We start from the raw sequence: 20106 nt of genomic DNA on the forward strand, positions 1-20106 counted from the left end.
ATTTGCGGTTTATGTTGAGATAAACCGCAAGGAATACCAAATTTAGGCTTGTTGTGATTTTAACCAAGCGATTTCATCAGGCCAAATATCAGGGTTAATTGTTTCTAAAATTAGTGGAATACCATCAAAACGAGCATCTTGCATAATATAGCTAAAAGGAACTTTGCCTATATTGCCTTCACCTAAACTATGGTGACGGTCAACTCGGCTTGCTAGTTCACTTTTAGCATCATTTAAATGCATCGCTTTTAAGTATTGAAAGCCGACAATTTTCTCAAACTCAGCAAAGGTTTTTTCACACTCTTCACGGGTTCTTAAATCATAACCAGCAGCGAAGGTGTGACAAGTATCAATACAAACGCCTACGCGAGATTTATCTTCAACCCCGTCAATAATCGCTGCAAGATGTTCGAAACGATAACCTAAATTAGTGCCTTGGCCAGCTGTATTTTCAATAACAGCGGTAACATTTTTTGTTTTTTCTAAAGTGATGTTAATTGACTGCGCTATTTTTTGTAAGCACTTATCAACATCAATTTTATTTAAGTGGCTACCAGGATGAAAATTAAGTAATTCAATGCCAAGTTGTTCACAACGTTGCATTTCATCTAAAAAAGCTTCTCTTGATTTCTCAAGTGCTTCTTCTTCAGGATGACCTAAATTAATTAGATAACTGTCATGGGGTAAAATTTGAGAGGGACCATAACCATAAAGTTCACAGTTCTTTTTAAATTTATCAATGACTTCTGTGGATAATGGTGCGGCTTTCCACTGGCGCTGGTTTTTAGTAAAAAGGGCAAACGCAGTGGCTTTGATTTCATGTGCGCGTAATACCGCCTGATCAACGCCACCAGCAGCACTGACATGTGCGCCAACAAATTTCATTACTTCTCTCCTTAGATTTATTTCACACCACGATAACAAACATACAAGCGTATAACATCATATTGAGGTGATAAAAGCAAAAAAGCGCAACTAAAAAGTTGCGCAATAATGGAAAATTACTTCTTAAGGCGAAAATTTAAGGAAGATGAATTTTTATCGATATTCCTATTAAGACATCAACACAGTTTGAATAAAGATATTAATTATCGCACCACCAAGGGTTAACCAGAAAAATAAGAATAACGCTAACAATAACGGTTTGACACCTGCTTGTCGGATAGCGCTAATATGTGTCGTTAAACCTAATGCCACCATTGCCATTGCTAATAGAATGGTATCAATAGTCACAATGTAACTAACAATAGATGCTGGAATTAAATTTAAAGAGTTAAAGCCCGCCATTAAAATAAAGAACACGGCAAACCAAGGAATAGTAATTGGGCTTTTTTCAGTATCTTGTGCACCATTGTTTGTTTTACTTTTCTTTTTACTTAGATATGTTGAAAGAATAATTAAGAATGGTGCTAACATCATTACGCGGATCATTTTACTAATAACCGCCGCATTTTCAGCATCAGGGCTAATTGAATGACCGACTGCAACCACTTGAGCCACTTCATGAATTGTTGAACCTGAGAAAATACCAAAGGTTTCTTCTGTAAATGGTAACCAGCCAGCAAATGCATTTAAGTGATAGAACCAAGGATAAAGAAAAATACCAATAGTCCCAAAAATCACAACAGTAGACACCGCAACAGCTACCTGGCTTGCTTGAGCTTTGACAACCGGCTCTGTTGCCATAACAGCCGCAGCACCACAAATACTGCTACCTGCACCAATTAATATCACTGTTTGTTCATCAAGGCCGAAATATTTTCGACCGATCCACATTGCAATAAGAAAAGTCGATGTCAGCATAATTGCATCTATAATTAAACCCGTTGCTCCCACATCGGCAATTTGCTGAAACGTCAGTCTAAAACCATACAAAATAATACCTGTGCGTAATAAATAATGTTTGGCGAATTTGACACCTTCATCACTATAAGGTTTTGCTACAGGATAAAGCGTATTACCAACAATAATGCCGAATAGGATCGCCAGCGTTAATGCGCCTAAACCCATGCTAGAAAACCAAGGGATATCACCAATATAAATAGCAAGCGCAGTTAATACGCCTGTTAGTAATAAACCAGGGAGCCAGCGATAAATTGGAGTAAAACATTTTTTCGCCAATGTAATAGGTTGACTTTGCTCTGACATAGAAAAACCTTGCTTATATGAATTTTGCATAAGCATATAACAATCAATCTTATTTATTAAACTCATTATTTTTATAATAATAACCACTAAAACTAATATAGGTGTATTTTCTTAAATGTACTTGGTATGTTACTGGTTTGTGGATAGTATGTTATTACAATGATGGCTCAAAGGTGGAATGGACATGCGAATTACGTTGCGGCAACTGGAAGTCTTTACTGAAGTTCTCAAAAGTGGTTCTACAACGCAAGCATCACAACAGCTTGCTCTATCTCAATCAGCTGTCAGTGCTTCTTTAACTGATCTAGAAAGCCAATTAGGGGTACAACTCTTTGATAGGGTGGGAAAGCGCCTTGTTACGAATGAACATGGTCGATTACTTTATCCCAGAGCATTATCTCTACTTGAACGTGCAATCGAAGTTGAACAACTCTTTCAGGCAGGAAATGGTGCTTTACGTATTGCTGCAAGTACCACAATAGGCAATTACATTCTTCCAAAAATGCTGGGTAATTTTCATCGTAATTATCCTGACATCCCATTAGAAATGAGCATTGGTAATACAGAAGAAGTCGTTAAGCTCGTGAGTGAATTCCGGGTTGATTTGGGATTAATTGAAGGTGCTTGCCAAAGTTCCGAGTTAATTAGTCAAAAATGGCTTCTAGATGAAATGGTTATTTTTTGCTCCCCAGATCATCCTTTAGCTAAAGCAACAAAAGTAACTTTAGCTGATTTACAATCGGCACCTTGGATCTTGAGAGAAAATGGTTCAGGAACTCGAGATGTTCTTAATCATCTTCTTTTTGCTTCTTTACCAGGCTACCGCATTGAAATGGAATTAGGTAATTCAGAAGCGATAAAACATGCAGTTATGTACGAAATGGGTATTAGTTGTTTATCTCGTCGAGTTATTGAGGAACAGATTAATAACGGTTCATTAAAAGAGATAAAAGTAGAAGGATTGGCATTACAACGTACTTTATATCTAGTTTATCACCGCCAAAAACATGTCTCAGATGCACTGAAAAAATTACTGACATATTGTAATGCTGAACACTTAATCGGCAATTTTTCATAAATTACTAATAATTGATGCCCGATTATGAAGGTATCTTATAATCATGGATCCTTGCTATTCACGAACGACAGATTTGCTACAATCCTCGTCAGAAAAGTGAATATAAAAGTGGAATGTTATGTCAGAACAACAAAAAAGTACTGCTAAGTCGGGCGCAGTACAGCAGACTTTGCGCCGAGAATTAAAGGCGCGACATTTAGCGATGATCGCTATTGGTGGTTCAATTGGTACAGGACTTTTTGTCGCATCAGGGGCTACTGTTGCTCAAGCAGGGCCAGGTGGGGCATTACTCTCTTATGCTTTAATTGGGCTGATGGTCTATTTTCTAATGACTAGCCTTGGCGAGTTAGCCGCATTTATGCCCGTATCCGGCTCTTTCTCAACTTACGGTTCTAAGTATGTAGAAGAAGGCTTTGGTTTCGCATTAGGTTGGAACTATTGGTACAACTGGGCGGTAACTATCGCGGTTGACCTTGTTGCTGCACAATTAGTGATGCTCTATTGGTTCCCTGATGTTGATGGTTGGATCTGGAGTGCTCTATTCCTTGGTGTTATTTTCTTGCTTAACTATATATCTGTAAAAGGATTTGGTGAGGCTGAATATTGGTTCTCTTTGATCAAAGTTTCCACCGTAATTATCTTTATTATTGTGGGTATTGCAATGATCACTGGTATTATGAAAGGTGCTGAAAACGCAGGTTGGCATAACTGGGAAATTGGTGATGCACCTTTTGCTGGTGGATTTGCAGCTATGATTGGTGTCGCCATGATTGTTGGTTTCTCATTCCAAGGTACTGAATTAATTGGTATCGCGGCGGGGGAATCTAAAGATCCGGCTAAAAATATTCCAAAAGCTGTGCGTAAAGTTTTCTGGCGTATTTTGCTGTTCTATATCTTTGCTATCTTAATTATTAGTTTAATTATTCCTTATACTGATCCAAGTTTATTACGTAATGATGTTGGCGATATCAGTGTTAGCCCATTCACGTTAGTCTTTAAAAATGCGGGATTATTGTCTGCGGCTGCAATTATGAATGCCGTAATTTTAACGGCGGTGCTTTCTGCAGGTAACTCAGGCATGTATGCCTCAACACGGATGCTATTTACACTGTCAAGAGAAGGCAAAGCACCAAAATGCTTTGGTAAACTGTCTAAAAATGGTGTGCCACGTAATGCACTTTATGCAACAACCGTTGTTGCGGGTCTGTGTTTCTTAAGCTCAATGTATGGAAACCAAACTGTCTACTTGTGGTTATTAAACACGTCAGGAATGACAGGCTTTATTGCATGGTTAGGTATTGCGATTAGTCATTATCGTTTCCGTAAAGGTTATGTAGCACAAGGGCGTGATTTAAATGATTTACCTTATCGCTCAGGTTTCTTCCCAATTGGCCCAATTTTTGCCTTTGTTCTATGTTTAATAATTACATTAGGCCAAAATTACCAAGCATTTTTGGAAGATACGATTGATTGGTATGGCGCTATAGCAACGTATATTGGTATCCCATTATTCTTGTTAATCTGGTTCACTTATAAAATAGTGAAGAAAACTCGTTTCATTCGTTATAACGAAATGGAATTTCCAACACATATTGCGAATAAAAAATAACCTAATATTCAATATATTAAAACGCTCGTTTTGTGATTTCGATCACATTAAAACGAGCGTTTTTTTATTTTCCAATCTAATGATTATAGAAAATATACAAAAGACTCAATTATATTAGAATCGCATTGATAATTATTATTATTTGCTTTATTGTTAGCCTGTATTTTATTTGTTAACAAATAAAATACACGTGCTATTGATTGCAAATATTATGCTTAATGTAATAAGTCTGATAATGATTAGTTCTTCTATCTCTCAATGTTACAGATCAATAGCCTATCGCAATGTAATAATTTACACAGCGAATGTATTTCACCGTATAATAATTTTACGACTCATTTCTTTGTTGGATAAATTGTCCTAGATTGATAATTTTCTCATAGCAATAAAAAGCATTTGATGAGTTGTACGGTATGCTTTTGCCAACTTAAAACGCAGGTAAGAGCAGAAGAACGTAAAAAAAGACTAGGTACAACAATTGATATGAGCATTATGTCAGAGCGACTTACCGCAGAAGAACAAGCAAAAAGCCCATCAGATAATGTAAAAATACATTATCGTAAAATGATGAGTAAGCGCATGTTATGGTTAGGCGTTATTGTTTTAATTATTTGTGGTTCGGTGGTGTTAGATTTCACCATGGGGCCTTCTGGTTTATCACTGGATAAATTATTAACAACACTTTTTCAGCCTGAGCTTGTTGATGCAGGTTCAAGAGTGATTGTATGGGATATTCGCTTACCTTATGCCTTAATGGCGGTAGTGGTAGGTATGTCGCTAGGGTTAGCTGGTGCAGAGATGCAGACCATTTTAAATAACCCTTTAGCAAGCCCATTTACATTAGGTTTATCAAACGCGGCATCATTTGGTGCTGCATTAGCCATTGTGCTCGGCATTGGTATTCCCGGTGTTCCTGAACAATGGTTTATTTCAGCTAATGCATTTCTTTTTGCGTTGTTGTCAGCCTTGTTATTGGATGGAATTACACGTTGGACTCGCGTTCCGACATCTGGGGTTGTCCTTTTTGGTATTGCCATGGTGTTTACTTTCAACGCATTGGTTTCAATGATGCAATTTATTGCGACAGAAGACACTCTTCAAGGACTTGTTTTCTGGACAATGGGAAGTTTAGCGCGTGCAACATGGGTAAAACTTGGCGTTATGGGCGGGGCTTTCGCTGTCATTATGGTGATTTCATGGTTAAGTTCATGGAAACTAACCGCATTGCGATTAGGTGAAGATAGGGCAATTAGCTTTGGTATTGATGTAAAACGTTTAAGATTAGGTTCATTATTACGGATCAGTATTTTAACGGCATTGGCTGTTGCTTTTGTTGGGCCTATCGCTTTTATTGGGTTAGTTGCTCCCCATATTGCCCGTATGATGTTTGGTGAAGATCATCGTTTCTATTTACCCGCAAGCGCATTAATCGGTGCTTTAGTTTTATCATTGGCGTCGATTGCATCTAAAAATTTAATACCTGGTGTCATTATTCCTGTTGGTATTGTGACATCGCTGGTGGGGGTGCCATTTTTCCTCAGCATGATTTTACGTCATAGAGGGAATGTCTAATGATTGAAGGATTAAAAATTCAAGATTTTAGTGCTGGTTATGCTAAACATCTCATCATTAAGGCACTTGATGTTGAGCCATTACCTAAAGGAAAGGTCACTGTACTATTGGGGCCAAATGGGAGTGGAAAATCAACATTATTAAGAGCATTGGCTGGTTTAAATAAATCATCAGGTGTTGTCAGTTTAGATGGTAACGATCTGGCTTCGATGAATTTTGCACAACGGGCCCAAAATGTCGTCTATTTACCACAAACATTGCCGGCGGGTGTTCATTTACATGTTTTAGAATCCATTATTGTGGCGCAACGTGCTTCCGGTGGATTACATAATGAACATAGTGAAGCTCAGGTAATGCACTTATTACGTCAATTAGGTATTGAGCATTTAGCGTTACGTTACTTAGATGAGTTGTCGGGTGGCCAAAAACAATTAGTTGGGCTTGCACAATCATTAATCAGACAACCTTCTTTATTATTATTGGATGAGCCATTAAGCGCGTTAGATCTTAATTATCAATATCATGTAATGGATTTAGTCGCTAAAGAAACACACCGTAGAAATATTATTACTGTTGTTGTTGTCCACGATATTAATATCGCTCTACGACATGGCGAACATATATTAATGTTAAAACAAGGGCAATTAATTGCGCAAGGTGCACCAGATAAAGTTATTTCAGCACAAAGCCTTGCTGATGTTTATGGTGTGCAAGGTAGATTGGAATATTGTTCACAAGGAATACCTCAAATTATTATTGATGGTTTAGTGGATAAAATATAGAGAAGTAAAAGAGAAAACAAAGCAAATATAGGGATGCTGTAAATAAGGATATAAAAATAATATTAAAATAACCAAGGGTAATTAAATTTATTACCCTAATTTCTGAGCAATTGTCGATCTGTCCATCTATATAAAATGTAAAGAATATATATTCTTGGAGAATCGGGAATGGTAGTGTTAAATAAAAATAAAATTGCGCTTAGTGTTGTTGCTGCAATTGCATCTAGTTTTGTTATGACTGCAACAGCAGAAAATGTAGAAAAATTACTTGTTACAACCGCTTCAGGCTTTAAACAAACGGTTGAAGATGCACCAGCATCGGTTTCTGTTGTCACTCGTGAACAATTAGAAACTAAGTCTTACCGTGATGTGACTGACGCATTAAAAGATGTACCCGGCGTATTAGTAACAGGCGGTGGAAGTAGTTCTGATATTAGTATTCGTGGTATGGATCCAAAATATACCATGATCTTGGTTGATGGTAAGCGTGTTGCTTCGCGTGAGACGCGTCCTAATAGTGATAACTCGGGTATTGAACAAGGTTGGTTACCGCCTTTACCTGCCATTGAACGTATTGAAGTTGTACGTGGCCCAATGTCTTCTTTATATGGTTCCGATGCAATGGGCGGGGTTATCAATATTATCACCCGTAAAGCGCAAAAAGAGTGGAACTTTAGCTTACGTGCAGATAGTACTATCACAGAGCGTAAAGACTCAGGTAACACTAACCAAGGTAGTTTTTATGCAGGCGGTCCATTAATTGATAATGTGTTGGGCTTGAAAATTCAAGGTCAATATTCACATCGTAGTGAAGACAAAATTGTGAATGGCTATAATCGTCAAATCACTGCAACAGGTGGCGGAACGTTAAGCTGGACACCAGATGAGCGAAATACGATTGATTTTGAATTTAAAAAAGATAACCAACATCGTGACTCACGAGTTTGGCATTCAAAATCAGGGTTACCTAGTCGAGGAAAAGCACCTCAAAGTAGCTTCACTGATTATGAGTTAACTCATTATGCGTTAACTCATGATGGTGTTTATGATTTTGGTACCATGAACACTTATGTTCAACGTGATGAAAGCCGTAACCCATCTCGTAAAATGGATTACGACGATACGACTGTACGTAACCAAACTGTCTTTATGTTAGGTGACCACACATTAAGTGTGGGAGCACAATATCGTTATGAAGAGCTAAAAGACGAAGGTAATAAAATTAAAGGTGGTAATAAGCTAGATCGTTATAGTTGGGCGTTATTTGCTGAAGATGAATGGGCAATGACTAACGATTTCGCCTTAACGGGTGGCTTACGTATGGATAAAGATGAGAACTTTGGTACTCACTGGACTCCTCGAGTTTACGGTGTATGGCATTTAGCTGATGAATGGACATTAAAAGGGGGCGTTTCCACTGGTTATCGTTCACCTGATTTACGTCAAGCAACGGCATCGTGGGGACAAGGAACTGGTGGTGGTAATTTAGATGCGGTTATCTATGGTAACCCTAATTTGAAACCAGAAAAGTCAGTGACAGAAGAAATCGGTATTATTTGGGATAACCGTGAGGATCTTACTGCGAGTGTCACCATATTTAATACCGACTTTAAAGATAAAATTACCGAAGTACGTCGCTGTGATAGCCAAACAAATAAAGATGGTTCTAAAATGAACCCAGGCTTACGAGATTGTGATCAGCCACAAGATGGTTTAGGTAACAATGGTAATTTCTATGACTTTGTTAGTGATCGAACCAACGTTGATAAAGCCAATATGCGTGGTATCGAGGTTACAGGAAACTGGACGATTTCACCTGAGTGGAATTTAGCGGCTAACTACACCTTCACTGATTCAGAGCAGAAGAGTGGTGCATTTAGTGGTAAACCACTGAATAAACAGCCTCGTCATATGGCAAATGCGACCTTAAATTGGGAAACTACACCAGAAATGGAGACATGGGCGCGTATTAACTTCCGTGGTAAAACATCGGATTACTTATCACGCACAAGTATGGCTAAAGGTACACCTTCTTACGCATTTGTTGATATTGGTACCAGCTACAGCTTAACCAAGCAGCTTAATGTGATTGGTGGTGTTTATAACGTGTTTGATCGTCGTATTAATTATGAAAACTTTAATACAACATTAGAAGGTCGTCGTTACAATATTGGTCTGAACTACAACTTCTAATTGTTACCCTCAGTTTGTGTCATTAAGACTCCACTTGTGGAGTCTTTTTTTACCACTAATTTCTTTTTGTTTGTTCAAAATTAATACTGGAAAATTTAAATATTGAAGTTTATATTTAGCACAATAAATCATCTTATCAATCGCTTCATTCTGGCTACTAGATTGTTATTTCTACGTATTATTTGTTGTTTTTCCTTAATTTGTTTCCTTACATTTTTATTGTGTGAAATAAGCCTATAAAAAATAGGTGTTTTTTATTAAAAATTGTTTTTTTTGAAAAATAGAAATAGATTTTAACAAAATAATAGCATTAATCTTATTAATGTATTTTAAATGCTTTATTTTGATGGTTTGATATTGATACTAAATTTAAATTAGCTTTTGTTCTTTATTTATCAATTAGTTGTGTTCTTATTTTCTTGAGTATAATTCTATTTTTCTGAATATTTATATCTTAATATTTGTAATAAAAACACAATTATTGTTAATCAAATGTAACGTTATATGTTGACTTAGTTTGCGAATTGAAAAGATCGTAAAAAAAGAGGGCTTTTTGATGAAAATGTATTGCTATTTAAGTCTGAGACGTGCAAAATGCGCCCACTAAAAATATGACTGATGCGTTTAAAGTGCATCGGTTTTTTTTTGCATTTTTACTTATTACTACACCAAGAGGTCAGATTCATTTGAGTCTGAATAGATAACATAATTTGATTAGCAGCCAGCCCCTTAGAGAAAGGGTTGTCATGATAGAGGAATGCTAATATGGTACAATTATTCTCTTTCGCAGTCGGGCCAAACGGCACCTGCGGTAATGATGACTACGGAGCACGGCGTCTCCTAAACACATACACATCCTTAAAAACTTCATTCTATTCTGTTTATAGGCAGATGCGAAGTCTTCCCAGTAACTGTCGGTTGAGTTTGTTGAATACTCAAACCGAAGTTATGGGAGGGTTCGCGAATGTCAGATAACGTCATCTCCTCTATCGGCACTAACCAAACCGGTGCTAACAATCGAGTTCAACTACGTAAAACCTTGACACTAATGCAAGTAGTCATGATGGGGCTTGCTTTTTTACAGCCCATGACTATTTTCGATACATTTGGTATCGTTTCTGGCATTACCAATGGTCACGTAGCAACATCGTATGCAATTGCTTTAGTTGCAATTTTATTTACCGCAGTAAGTTATGGAAAATTAGTTAAGCGTTTTCCATCAGCGGGCTCGGCGTATACTTATGCTCAAAAATCCATGAGTCCGTATGTAGGCTTTATGGTGGGTTGGTCATCTTTACTTGACTATTTATTTATGCCAATGATCAACATTTTATTGGCAAAAATCTATTTACAAGCAATATTCCCAGGTGTTGAGCCGTGGATCTTTGTATTTGGTTTAGTGGCTTTAATGACGTTCTTTAACCTACGTGGTATTAACGTTGTTGCTAACTTAAATACAGCAATCGTTATTGTACAAGTTGCAGTAATGGTTGTGTTTGTAGGATTACTTATTCATGGCGTATATAATGGAGAAGGTGCAGGGGAGTTATGGACCTTTAGACCATTTGCATCTGTTGATGCGCAAGTCATACCGATGATAACCGGAGCAACAATACTCTGTTTCTCATTCTTAGGTTTTGACGGTATCAGTACATTGTCAGAAGAGACGCCAAATGCAGGTAAAGTTATTCCTAAAGCGATTTTCTTAACAGCGCTGATTGGCGGGATTATCTTTATTGCAGTTTCTTACTTTTTACAACTATATTTTCCAGATATTTCACGATTCAAAAATCCAGAAGAATCACAACCAGAAATAATGCTGTATGTTGCGGGTGCTTTATTCCAGTCCATTATTTTAGTGTTCTCTTGCGTAACGGTATTAGCATCAGGTATGGCAGCTCACGCAGGTGTTGCTCGTTTACTTTATGTTATGGGACGTGATGGGGTATTCCCAGAGAAGACTTTTGGTTATGTACACCCGAAATGGCGTACGCCTGCATTTAACGTGCTATTAGTAGGTTTCTTAGCCTTAGGTGCTGTGTTCTTCGACTTAGTAACGGCAACGGCGTTAATTAACTTTGGTGCGTTGGTTGCGTTTACTTTTGTGAACTTGTCTGTAATTTCACAGTTCTATATTCGTGAGCGCCGTAATAAAGGAATAATGGATCACATTAATTACCTGATCTTACCTATTATTGGTGCAGCGACAATGGGAGTTTTGTGGATAAACCTTGAACCAGGCTCTATGGAATTAGGTCTTGTTTGGGGGGCAATTGGTATACTCTATATGGTGTGGATCACGCGTCGTTTCCGTCGTCCAATGCCACAGATGCCAGAGAAGTAATATCCTAAGAATTGTCATAATAATAAAAGATGGCCTCAGTAATGAGGCCATCTTTTTGCATTGAATAAACAGTAATAGAATTAGGTAGGTTAACAAATAACCAGCTGATTAATTTTTACACTGAAAGGTTAAGGGAATTTACTCGTTTAAATAAAAAATTTAAAAATAATTTTATGTGGAATATAAGGTTATTCTTAAGTGTTTATAATTAGGTGTATTTACTTATTAATATTAAATTAAATGTTTTTTTATATTAGTTTGAGTGTATCTATATATATGAAAAATAAACTCTATATATTTAAAATATATTTTTCATCTTTTAAGTATTATATTGATGCTCAATTAAAGATTAGTTAAATATCCTAAAAATAAAGAAATCACTTTATAAATAAAGTTTTTTAAATAATGATTCTTATGCAATTTAAAACCACTCTATGAGTAAAGTTTAATTGTTGTGCTACCCTTTAATAAGGATTAGAAAACATATTTTCTTGATTTGTATCTAATCAAGATGATTAAGAGAATATTACTAATTCCAATAGGCGATTTATTTAAAAAAACGAAAGGTAACAATATGTCTTTAATTAAGAAAGTTGCTCCGTTTATCGTGTTGTCTGGATTTATGGTTGCAGGTAATGCTTTTGCTGCAACACAGGGTACAACTGTGTCATTTGAAGCATTAATTCGTGCCGCAAGTTGTGATGTTTCTTCAACAACAGAAGGTTCTAGAATTGATTGGGGAACCTTCACGAGTGATGAAGTATCTGGTAAAAACGTCGGTGATCAATTAGGAGATAACAAGACGTTTAATTTAGAGCTTTCTAATTGTACAGCAGCATTAGCAGCTGATGGAACAATCAATCTTTATGCTCGTGGTAATAAATCAAACTTTGATTCTGAAATGTTTGCTAACGCAACAGCAGCTTCTTTAGCTGTAAAATTATCAGCAACAGCAAGTAATACTTTAGTTAAACCAAATGTTGAAACAGGTCTGAAATTAGGAGAAGAGATCATTAAAGATGGCACTGGTCGTATTCCAATGACTGCCGGTCTGTATTTAACAAACGGTGCAGTAACAAGTGATGAATTAAAAGTACCTGTTACTTTTACTGTTGCTTATAACTAATATTACTTAATTTTTAGAGGCTCTATCTAATAGAGCCTCTCATTAAAGAAGAAATATAATGATTAAAATTACAAATAGAATAAGAAAATTTTTTGTTATTTTACTAATGATTATATCTCCACTTGCTTACTCTAAAGGTGTGGGTTTAAACGCTACACGTATTATTTATCCTGAAGGTGAGAATAGTGTAGGTGTCATCGTTCGTAATGAAGAACCAAAAATAAATTATTTGGTACAAGCCTATATTTCCTCTGATGAAAACCCAATTATATTTCAAGTTACTCCACCTCTTTTTAGAATCAATAGTTTATCAAGGCATGAAGTGAGAATTTATGCCATGAGTAATTCTTTACCGAAAGATAGAGAAAGTATTTTTTATTTTCATGCAAAGATGATCCCCGGACAAAATAGTAATTCTGACACAGCAGGCCTAAATGTGGGCTTTGATAATGTCATAAAACTTTTCTACCGACCTAAAAACTTACCGATGACATCAGAGGATGCGCAAAAGAAATTAGGATTTAGTGTGGAAGGGAAACAATTAAAGGTAGTCAATAATTCTCCTTATTACATCAATTTTGCTGGGTTTTCTGTCAACAATATAAAGCTAGATGTTAGTTTGGCCAATAACAATGCCATGATTGCACCTTATAGTTCGATAAAATATGCCTTACCCACAGGGGTAACTAAAGGAAATGTTCAATGGCGTACAATAGATGATTTAGGTGGATTTAATGAACATAAAGCCACATTTTAAACCAGTTGCATTGGGCGCATTATTAACTTGTATTTCTTTTTATGGATATAGCGCTGTTGATGACTCTGCGATTGTAATAGTAAAAGGCTCAGTAACAAAAGGAACGTGTGCTTTTACTTTATCAGACCAAGCGGTGAAATTTTCTCAATCAACGTTAATGCAAAATGTTGATGAAATAGGTGTAAAGAAAGAAAACAAAATACCTTTTTCAGTTAATTATCTTTGCCAAGATTATGTTGATGAAACACCTGATATGGAAGTTGTTATAAAAGCGGGATCAGGAACACAAATTGCAAATAACAAAATATCACCGGTGAATAATCCAACCAATGCGAGTTTTGCTCTATACGATTGTAAGGATGATCATTGTTCTTTAGTTAATTTTAATGCTGGAACAAGTTCTGTTTATATTACAACAGGAAATGGTAATAAAAATAAAGATTTTGAAGTCGAGATCGTTAAGAAAGACAGTTCGGCGGTTAATCCTGGCACGCTAAAAGCAATATTAGCATTAACACTTATACAACCTTGAGAATGTAAATATGAATATATTTCTATTGAAAAGGAATTTGTTAAGTTTATTTATTACACCAGCACTATTTATTAGTTTTAGTGCTCAAAGTATTGAATTTGACTTTAAGGTAACCATTGATAAACAGACCTGCAAGCTTTCAGTTTCGGGCACAAGTGGCAATGAAGTTGATTTTGGCAGTATTCAATCGAATAAAATTAAAAATAATCTTATAGAACCTATTCCGATAAAGGTATTACTGAGTGACTGTAAAACGAATGACTTTTTTGATACTTATGTGACGATGAAGGCAAAAAGTACTTTAAATACGATTACTTTTAATGATGATCTCAATAAAAGTTTTGGTATCCGAGTCTCAAGTAAAAATAATGTTGCTCAATCTAATCTTAATACAGATTTTTTTAAATCTGAAGACACTGTTTGGAATAACATAAGTAAAGATAAGTTAGAAAAGACACTTTATACCTATGTTAAATGTAAAGATCCCACAATTTGTGATCCTGAAACTGGAGAGTTTTCGGCAACGTTAACTTTTTCGTATATCGTTGATTAAGATATTATATGAATAACTTTATTATAAAAATTTCTATTATTTTAATATTAGCTTTTAGTTATTTTAATGCTAACGCTCAAGGGGTTAGTTTAGGCAAAACACGCGTTATTTTTTCCGAGGGCAGTTCAAGTGAAAGTGTATATATTTCTAATGATGATAATCAGCCTTATTTAATACAAGCTGGCGTTACTGAAAAAATTGATGGAAATTTGTCATCTAATTTTATCGTTACTCCGCCTGTATTTCGTTTAGAAAACAAGAGTATATCGTCTTTGCGTATTTTATTAAAAGATACTCAAGATTTACCTAATGACAAAGAGTCACTCTTTTATTTGAATACAAAAATTATACCTTCTACTAAACGACCTAATGAAAGTGAAGTACAGGAATCAAAATTAGTATTAATAACTAATTTTGTGATTAAAGTAATTTATCGACCTGAAAATATAGCAAAGCCTTCAGAGCAAGATTACAAAAAAATCTTTATTAAAGAACAAGAAGGAAAGCGGTTTTTAGATAATCCAACGCCATATTATATGACATTAACATCAATTACAGTTGATAATGAAAAATATAATAAAACGTTCTTATTAGCTCCTTATAGCAAAACTAAATTGGCAGAAACATCAATAAAAGAAGCTAGTTGGCATATAATTAACGACTATGGTGAATTATCAAAAGAATTCAAATATAAGGACTAATGAAAATGAACATTTTGAATAGTCGTATTTTTTTTATTACTACTTTGATATTAGGTTTTTTTTATTGCCAATTAGCATGGTCTGCTAATAATGCATTTGAATTTTCATTACAAAGAATGACATATAATGAAGGTAGTAAAAGCATCTCTATCGGTTTAAGAAATAATGAAAAAAAAGCGTATCTCGTTCAAGCTAGTATGAGATGGTTAGATGAATCTACGGGGTTGCAATTAATTGATAAAAAAGAGAATCCTCCTTTTATTTTAACTCCGTTATTACAAAAAATAGAACCTGAAGAATACTATGATTGGGTAATTAAGTTTACAGGTTCAGAAAGTACATTACCAACAGATAGAGAGAGTCTTTATATTGCTCAATTTCGGTTAATCCCCTCTACATCTGAAGAAACACCAAATGTACAGATGAATTTTATTAGAGCATTAAACTTTAAAGTATACTATCGGCCAAAATCTCTTGAAGGTATAAAAATAAAAGATGCAGAGAAAAAGTTATCATTTTCAATTGATGGTAATAAAATAATTGCTAAAAATGATTCACCTATTTATCTAGCTTTTAACACAATAAAGATAAATGGAAAAGAGATCGAGCTGCAAGAGTTATCGAAAAACGTACCTCCATTTGGTATGCAAGAATACTTATTTTTGAATAAAAAAAATATTACATCTATTCATTGGCAAGTATTAGATGAGTTTATGTTCCCATTAGATGAAAAAGTGAAAACAGTAAATTAATAAATTTATAAAAATATATGTTTTTATAAAGCTAAATATTAAGAGTGTAAAAATGAATAAATCAATGGCAATGTTTAGATACAGTTTTTTTACATCACTTATTTTGCTCTCATTTAATTCTTTTGCAGAGGATTACTTTGATCCCGCATTACTTGATGGACAATTAGGTGCATCTGCAAATGAAATTGATTTAAGCCAATTTTCACAAAAAGATGCGTTACCTGAAGGTAAAATATCTTTGTTAGTTTATGTCAATAATAATAACAATGGTGAGTTCATCATTAATCTAGTAAAAGGGCCTAATAATAAAGTGGTGCCTGAAATAACCCGAGGCTTATTAGATAAATTAGGTGTTAATACTAAAGTAATACCTAAGCTAAATATGTTGAGAAGCGATCAGGTAATTTATGATATTAATGAATATATTCCTGATGCATTAATAAAAGTAAATTTATCAGAATTAAAATTAATCACTAGTTTTCCTCAAATTGTTATGTCTAATGAGGCTGTTGGTTATATTGATCCAGCATCTTTTGATAGTGGTGTTACGGCTATGTTTATTAATTATATGTTTAGTGGAGGGCATTCTTCTAACGATAGCCATTTTGATAAAATTAATAATAATGGAAAACAAAAAAATGATAATTTCTTTGCTCAACTAAGGGCAGGGTTTAATTTTTATGATTGGCGTTTACGTTCGACAATGACACAGACGTATACCCGAAATTCAAATAATGCAGAGACTCAAAGTAATAATAGTAATAAATTTTCTAATACATATCTTTCTCGTAATCTTTATTCTTTACGGTCGGAATTTATTGTTGGTGAAACTACAACCGGAAATGATGTCTTTGATAGTATCCCAATGAAAGGTATGCGTTTAGTTTCTAACGAACAAATGTTACCAGCGAGTCAACAGGGTTTTGCTCCAGATGTGAGTGGAATTGCTCAATCTAATGCTCAAATTACTATCCGGCAAAATGGAAATGTCATTTATCAAACTTATGTTGCACCCGGTGCATTTAAAATAACAGATCTCTACGCGAGTGGCTCAGGAGGGAACTTGGATGTCACAGTGAAAGAAGAAGATGGTTCAGAAAGGACATTTACAGTTGCTTTTTCATCATTACCCGTAATGTTAAGACCGGGTGGTTGGAAATATGAAATTAGTACTGGGCGATTTGATGGTGGCACAACGGTTGGTTCTAAAAAGGCAGATTTTTTACTTGCCAGTGGTATTTATGGTTTACCTTATGATGTCACTCTTTATGGTGGGTTATTAGGTGCGAAAGATTATTATGCTATTTCTTCTGGGATAGGAATTTCATTAGGCAATTGGGGGGCTTTGTCTACAGATATCACACATGCTCATGCTGACTTTAATACAATAGGCTCTCAAAATGGACAATCTTATCGATTCCGTTATTCTAAGAATATGACCACTACAGGAACCTCTGTTGACTTAACGGCATTACGTTTTTCAACTAAAGATTATTACGATTTTAACCAATTTAATACTGAAGATTATCGGTTAAAAGACGGTACTTCACCGTGGTTAGGTGAACGAGAAAAAAGTCGTTTTACAACTTCATTATCACAATCATTAGGTCAATACGGTAGTATTTATTTATCTGGTAGTCGCTACAATTATTGGGAACAAGATAAAAATGTTACTCAACTTACGACGGGTTATAACGGCAATATCCATGGTATTAACTTTGGCGTTAATTACAGTATTGATAGAATAAAATCAGATGATAGCTGGCCTGAAAATAGGCAAATTAGTTTCAATGTGAGTGTTCCATTTAGTGTGTTTAGTAATTCGCCTGCACTTAGCAATTTTAATAGTACTTACATGATAAACCATGATAATAATGGAAGAACTAACCAGCAAGTTGGATTGTCTGGTAGTGCATTTGATAACTCCTTATCTTATGGTATTTCTCAATCTTGGGCTAACCAAGGCCAGTCTAATAATGGCTCAGCATATGCTAATTATTCAGGCAACTACGGCACATCCTCTCTAAATTATAATTACTCTAGTGACTATTATAATGTTAATGGCAGCATGAATGGTGGCTTGCTTTTACATTCAGGTGGTTTATTGCTGGGCAGAAGTATGGGCAATAGCATGGCCATTGTTGAAGCACCTGGAGCAAAAGGAACAGAGCTAAGTTCAGGAAATGGTGCGATTAATGGACAGGGATATGCGTTATCACCATATCTTACAGAATATCGCCAAAACACAATCGCATTAAATGTAAATACATTGCCTGATAATACGACTCTACAATCAACATCCCAAAATGTAGTTCCGACAAAAGGCGCTATTGTTAAGGTTACATTTAAAACAAAAATTGGCTTTCAAGCTATTTTAAATCTTTCTCAGAATAATAGTGTTGTTCCATTTGGTGCTATTGCTACGTTAATTGATGCTGATAATCCTAATGATTTGAATACAGGTATTGTTGGTGAAAATGGTCAGCTTTATATGAGTGGGCTTCCTGATAATGGCAAGCTGTTAGTGAAATGGGGTAATAAAAACCAGCAAAGTTGCAGTGTTTCATATAGTGACTTAAGTGATGTTGAAGTCAATAACAAGCAACCAATAAGAATTTTATCTCTTTCTTGCCAATAAATAATAACCCTTATTTTATAGGTGGATGCATAACTATGAAAATGCGTAATTTAATGATGGCATCACTGACTTCAGTATTAATGACTACGTCATTTAATATTTTAGCTGGAACTGATATGGGTGCTATGACATTAAACTTAACGGGGGTGATTGATATGAATATTAATCCATCTCAAGTGCAATATATAAATGGGACTTTAACTGGGAATACTAGTTTTCGTGGAAGTCCTGTTTATGGTAATAGTAGTAATTCTTCGTGGAGTAGTGTGTATGCGATTATTTCATTAAGCCAGTCAAAAACGAGATGTAATTCCACATTTGTTTCTAAAATACCTGATCAAACTAATAAATATGGTCTAAAGTTAGCGCATATAAATAATACAAAGACTGCAGTTTATGTAACACCACAATTTAACTTTAATGTCAGTTTATCTAGTTTTAGTTCTAATTATCAAAGTGCTTATTCGGGGCAATTTTTTCAGGCGAATAGTAATCTGGTTGATAAAGAATCATCTGATATTAATGTATGTTTTGTGCCTCATAATTATGCAACAACACCAGTTCCTGGTGGTGGCTCGAAAGTGATTAGCGTGACGGCGCCAAGTTCATTTCCTGTTTATATTGATGCTAATTTAACGCCGGGTAAGCTAACATATAAAGGCACACCTTTTTATGTAGGTAGTTTTGGTCAAAGTGCTAGTGGTGACTTTTTTGCACAAGTTAACGTAAATGCAGATGTGACAGTAAAACGTTCTTGTGCTGTTACTGGTGTATCTAATCAACAAATTAATGAAAATATGACATTTACGAATGAAGTCATAAAAGACTCTGTATTTACATTATCCTGTGGTGGTGCGGGTAATCCTGTAAATATGTCAGCAGTGATTAAAGAAGGAAGTTTAGATCCAAGTAATGTAAATAAATTAGTCTTAGCTCCTATTAATGGTACGGTATCAAACAAAAAACCTTGGGTGATAGGATTGCCTTATAAGCAAACTTCAACACCGAATTTAAAATGTGCTGATGAAAATAATAATAATCTATTAAAGTTCAATAATACAGATATTGAATTAAGTGGAACCAATATGGGGAATAATCAACCCGATATATTTGGTATCAAATGGGCTCTTTGTAAACCTGATGGTACAAAAGCGGGTGAATATCGCGGAAAAGTGGATGTAAATATTTTCGTTCGCGGATAAAAATGGTGATTTTAAAAATTAAAAAAGTGGATCTTAGGATCCGCTTTTTTTATGGAATATATTTTTATTTCTATTAATTTGATTTAGGATTCTATTTTAACTCGAATAAATGTTTCAAT

The 20106-nt window shown here is 35.1% G+C and carries 17 protein-coding genes; 15 read left to right on the forward strand and 2 right to left on the reverse strand.

The genetic code is table 11. From position 1 onward, the window contains the following. Window positions 1-42: 42 nt before the first annotated feature. Together nfo and JEP40_RS14010 are read right to left on the reverse strand one after the other, a co-directional pair. On the reverse strand, window positions 43-885 hold the full coding sequence (gene nfo, locus JEP40_RS14005; protein ID WP_198624016.1) for a deoxyribonuclease IV: 843 nt from the start codon (window positions 883-885) through the stop codon (window positions 43-45). A gap of 168 nt (window positions 886-1053) precedes the next feature. Further along, window positions 1054-2148 carry a YeiH family protein gene (locus JEP40_RS14010; RefSeq protein ID WP_198624017.1) on the reverse strand — a complete coding sequence of 365 codons (1095 nt, stop codon included), beginning with the start codon at window positions 2146-2148 and terminating at the stop codon, window positions 1054-1056. A 184-nt stretch (window positions 2149-2332) separates the two neighbouring features. Between JEP40_RS14010 and yieE the strand changes: the two genes are divergently transcribed. The 15 genes from yieE (at window position 2333) to JEP40_RS14080 (ending at window position 19987) form a co-directional block, all read left to right on the forward strand. Next, window positions 2333-3226, forward strand: a complete 894-nt coding sequence (gene yieE / locus JEP40_RS14015) for a DNA-binding transcriptional regulator YeiE (protein ID WP_198624018.1) — start codon at window positions 2333-2335, stop codon at window positions 3224-3226. Window positions 3227-3344: 118 nt separating this feature from the next. Next, window positions 3345-4835: an amino acid permease gene (locus JEP40_RS14020; protein ID WP_198624019.1), complete on the forward strand. Its 1491-nt coding sequence runs from the start codon at window positions 3345-3347 to the stop codon at window positions 4833-4835. 564 nt (window positions 4836-5399) lie between these two features. Then, window positions 5400-6407, forward strand: a complete 1008-nt coding sequence (locus tag JEP40_RS14025) for a FecCD family ABC transporter permease (RefSeq protein ID WP_420094340.1) — start codon at window positions 5400-5402, stop codon at window positions 6405-6407. Next, window positions 6407-7189 (forward strand): ABC transporter ATP-binding protein, encoded by a 783-nt coding sequence (locus JEP40_RS14030; protein WP_198624020.1) that lies wholly within the window; start codon window positions 6407-6409, stop codon window positions 7187-7189. Before JEP40_RS14025 ends, JEP40_RS14030 begins: the two co-directional genes overlap by 1 nt. A 168-nt stretch (window positions 7190-7357) precedes the next feature. Further along, on the forward strand, window positions 7358-9382 hold the full coding sequence (locus tag JEP40_RS14035; RefSeq protein WP_198624021.1) for a ligand-gated channel protein: 2025 nt from the start codon (window positions 7358-7360) through the stop codon (window positions 9380-9382). A 765-nt stretch (window positions 9383-10147) separates the two neighbouring features. Then, window positions 10148-10357: a hypothetical protein gene (locus tag JEP40_RS19275; protein ID WP_071788546.1), complete on the forward strand. Its 210-nt coding sequence runs from the start codon at window positions 10148-10150 to the stop codon at window positions 10355-10357. Then, window positions 10347-11726 (forward strand): APC family permease, encoded by a 1380-nt coding sequence (locus tag JEP40_RS14040; RefSeq protein ID WP_198624022.1) that lies wholly within the window; start codon window positions 10347-10349, stop codon window positions 11724-11726. The genes JEP40_RS19275 and JEP40_RS14040 overlap by 11 nt, the downstream gene beginning before the upstream one ends. 574 nt (window positions 11727-12300) lie before the next feature. Beyond that, window positions 12301-12852, forward strand: coding sequence for a fimbrial protein (locus JEP40_RS14045; RefSeq protein ID WP_198624023.1), 552 nt, complete (start codon window positions 12301-12303; stop codon window positions 12850-12852). A gap of 58 nt (window positions 12853-12910) precedes the next feature. Next, complete coding sequence (locus JEP40_RS14050) at window positions 12911-13609, forward strand: molecular chaperone (protein WP_198624024.1); 699 nt, start codon at window positions 12911-12913, stop codon at window positions 13607-13609. After that, window positions 13587-14141, forward strand: coding sequence for a fimbrial protein (locus JEP40_RS14055; RefSeq protein WP_198624025.1), 555 nt, complete (start codon window positions 13587-13589; stop codon window positions 14139-14141). The genes JEP40_RS14050 and JEP40_RS14055 overlap by 23 nt, the downstream gene beginning before the upstream one ends. 25 nt (window positions 14142-14166) lie before the next feature. Then, entirely contained in the window at window positions 14167-14694 is a 528-nt protein-coding gene (locus JEP40_RS14060; RefSeq protein ID WP_198624026.1) for a fimbrial protein, read from the forward strand. Between the two features lie 8 nt (window positions 14695-14702). Next, window positions 14703-15395, forward strand: coding sequence for a molecular chaperone (locus JEP40_RS14065; protein WP_198624027.1), 693 nt, complete (start codon window positions 14703-14705; stop codon window positions 15393-15395). A gap of 5 nt (window positions 15396-15400) precedes the next feature. Next, window positions 15401-16147, forward strand: coding sequence for a molecular chaperone (locus tag JEP40_RS14070; protein ID WP_198624028.1), 747 nt, complete (start codon window positions 15401-15403; stop codon window positions 16145-16147). Window positions 16148-16199: 52 nt separating this feature from the next. Further along, on the forward strand, window positions 16200-18785 hold the full coding sequence (locus JEP40_RS14075) for a fimbria/pilus outer membrane usher protein (RefSeq protein WP_232799297.1): 2586 nt from the start codon (window positions 16200-16202) through the stop codon (window positions 18783-18785). Window positions 18786-18820: 35 nt separating this feature from the next. Continuing rightward, window positions 18821-19987, forward strand: coding sequence for a hypothetical protein (locus tag JEP40_RS14080; protein ID WP_198624029.1), 1167 nt, complete (start codon window positions 18821-18823; stop codon window positions 19985-19987). The last annotated feature ends 119 nt before the right edge of the window (window positions 19988-20106 follow it).

The organism is Proteus vulgaris, assembly GCF_016239305.1.
Classification (GTDB): Bacteria; Pseudomonadota; Gammaproteobacteria; order Enterobacterales; family Enterobacteriaceae; genus Proteus; species Proteus vulgaris_C.